Origin of the sequence: Escherichia sp. WS2035 (assembly GCF_046487065.1) — a bacterium.
Taxonomy (GTDB): domain Bacteria; phylum Pseudomonadota; class Gammaproteobacteria; order Enterobacterales; family Enterobacteriaceae; genus Escherichia; species Escherichia coli.
On the sequence record NZ_JBJQKD010000042.1, the window covers coordinates 1 to 2,146 of the forward strand.

Consider the following 2,146-nt stretch of genomic DNA (forward strand, 5'->3'; position numbering starts at 1 on the left):
GCTGGTCCACAGCCACCCCGGTGGTCTGCCCTGGCTGAGTGAGGCTGACAGGCGGCTGCAGGTGCAGAGCGATTTGCCTTGGTGGCTGGTCTGCCGGGGTGAGATTCATAAGTTCCGCTGTGTGCCGCATCTTACCGGGCGGCGCTTTGAGCACGGGGTGACGGACTGTTACACGCTGTTCCGGGATGCTTATCATCTGGCGGGGATTGAGATGCCGGACTTTCATCGTGAGGATGACTGGTGGTGTAACGGCCAGAATCTCTATCTGGATAATCTGGAGGCCACAGGGCTGTATCAGGTGCCGTTGTCAGCGGCGCAGCCGGGCGATGTGCTGCTGTGCTGTTTTGGTTCATCGGTGCCGAATCATGCCGCCATTTACTGCGGCGACGGTGAGCTGTTGCACCATATTCCTGAACAACTGAGCAAACGAGAGAGGTATACCGACAAATGGCAGCGACGCACACACTCCCTCTGGCGTCACCGGGCATGGCACGCATCTGCCTTTACGGGGATTTACAACGATTTGGCCGCCGCATCGACCTTCGTGTAAAAACGGGGGCTGAAGCCATCCGGGCGTTGTCCACACAGCTCCCGGCGTTTCGTCAGAAACTGAATGACGGCTGGTATCAGGTGCGCATTGCCGGGCGTGATGCAGGTGAAACCGAATTATCTGCCCGTCTTAATGAGCCGCTGGCAAATGGTGCCGTGATCCACATCGTGCCGCGTCTGGCGGGAGCTAAAAGTGGCGGTGTGTTTCAGGTGGTGCTGGGGGCGGCGCTGATTGCGGTGGCATGGTGGAACCCTGTGGGCTGGCTGGGTGCCGCGGCTGTATCGGGCATGTATGCGGCAGGGGCCAGTATGATCCTGGGTGGTGTGGCTCAGATGCTGGCACCGAAAGCCCGGACGCCCACAGCGACCAGCACGGATAACGGTAAGCAGAACACCTATTTCTCATCACTGGATAACATGGTTGCCCAGGGCAATGTTCTGCCTGTTCTGTACGGTGAAATGCGCGTGGGGTCGCGGGTGGCTTCTCAGGAGATCAGCACGGCAGACGAGGGGGACGGTGGTCAGGTTGTGGTGATTGGTCGTTGATGAAAAACGTTTTATGTGAAACCGCCTCAGGGCGGTTTTGTCGTTTCTGGAGCGTGAGGAATGGGTAAAGGCAGCAGTAAGGGGCATACCCCGCGCGAAGCGAAGGACAACCTGAAGTCCACGCAGATGCTGAGCGTGATAGACGCCATCAGTGAAGGGCCGGTTGAAGGTCCGGTGGACGGATTAAAAAGTGTGCTGCTGAACAGTACGCCAGTGCTGGACAGTGAGGGGAATACCAATATCTCCGGTGTCACGGTGGTTTTCCGGGCAGGTGAGCAGGAGCAGACACCGCCGGAGGGATTTGAATCCTCCGGCTCCGAGACGGTGCTGGGTACGGAAGTGAAGTACGACACGCCGATTACCCGGACCATCACGTCTGCAAACATCGACCGTCTGCGCTTTACCTTCGGTGTGCAGGCACTGGTGGAAACCACCTCAAAGGGGGACCGGAATCCGTCGGAAGTCCGCCTGCTGGTTCAGATACAGCGTAACGGTGGCTGGGTGACGGAAAAAGACATCACCATTAAAGGCAAAACCACCTCACAGTATCTGGCATCGGTGGTGGTGGGTAACCTGCCGCCGCGCCCGTTTAATATCCGGATGCGCAGGATGACACCGGACAGCACCACAGACCAGCTGCAGAACAAAACGCTCTGGTCGTCATACACCGAAATCATCGATGTGAAACAGTGCTACCCGAACACGGCACTGGTTGGCGTGCAGGTGGACTCGGAACAGTTCGGCAGCCAGCAGGTGAGTCGTAATTATCATCTTCGCGGGCGCATTCTGCAGGTGCCGTCGAACTATAACCCGCAGACGCGACAATACAGCGGTATCTGGGACGGAACGTTTAAGCCAGCATACAGCAACAACATGGCCTGGTGTCTGTGGGATATGCTGACCCATCCGCGCTACGGCATGGGAAAACGTCTTGGTGCGTCGGATGTGGATAAATGGGCGCTGTATGTCATCGGCCAGTACTGCGACCAGTCGGTGCCGGACGGCTTTGGCGGCACGGAGCCGCGCATCACCTGTAATGCCTGGCTGACCA

The 2,146-nt window shown here is 58.1% G+C and carries 2 protein-coding genes and 1 pseudogene; all 3 read left to right on the plus strand.

Annotated features, from left to right (window positions below):
* Positions 1-550 (plus strand): NlpC/P60 family protein (locus ACJHX4_RS26630; RefSeq protein WP_259637057.1); only part of this gene is annotated, 550 nt, incomplete at its 5' end.
* Positions 448-1,095: a tail assembly protein gene (locus ACJHX4_RS26635; RefSeq protein ID WP_001531692.1), complete on the plus strand. Its 648-nt coding sequence runs from the start codon at positions 448-450 to the stop codon at positions 1,093-1,095. The genes ACJHX4_RS26630 and ACJHX4_RS26635, both read left to right, overlap by 103 nt.
* Before the next feature lie 60 nt (positions 1,096-1,155).
* Positions 1,156-2,146 (plus strand): annotated as a pseudogene (locus tag ACJHX4_RS26640) (host specificity protein J); the annotation flags it as partial.

What these genes read in the sequence shown, in the direction of transcription:
- ACJHX4_RS26635 (WP_001531692.1), top strand. Translation starts at nt 448, where the DNA reads ATGGCAGCGACGCACACACTCCCTCTGGCGTCACCGGGCATGGCACGC.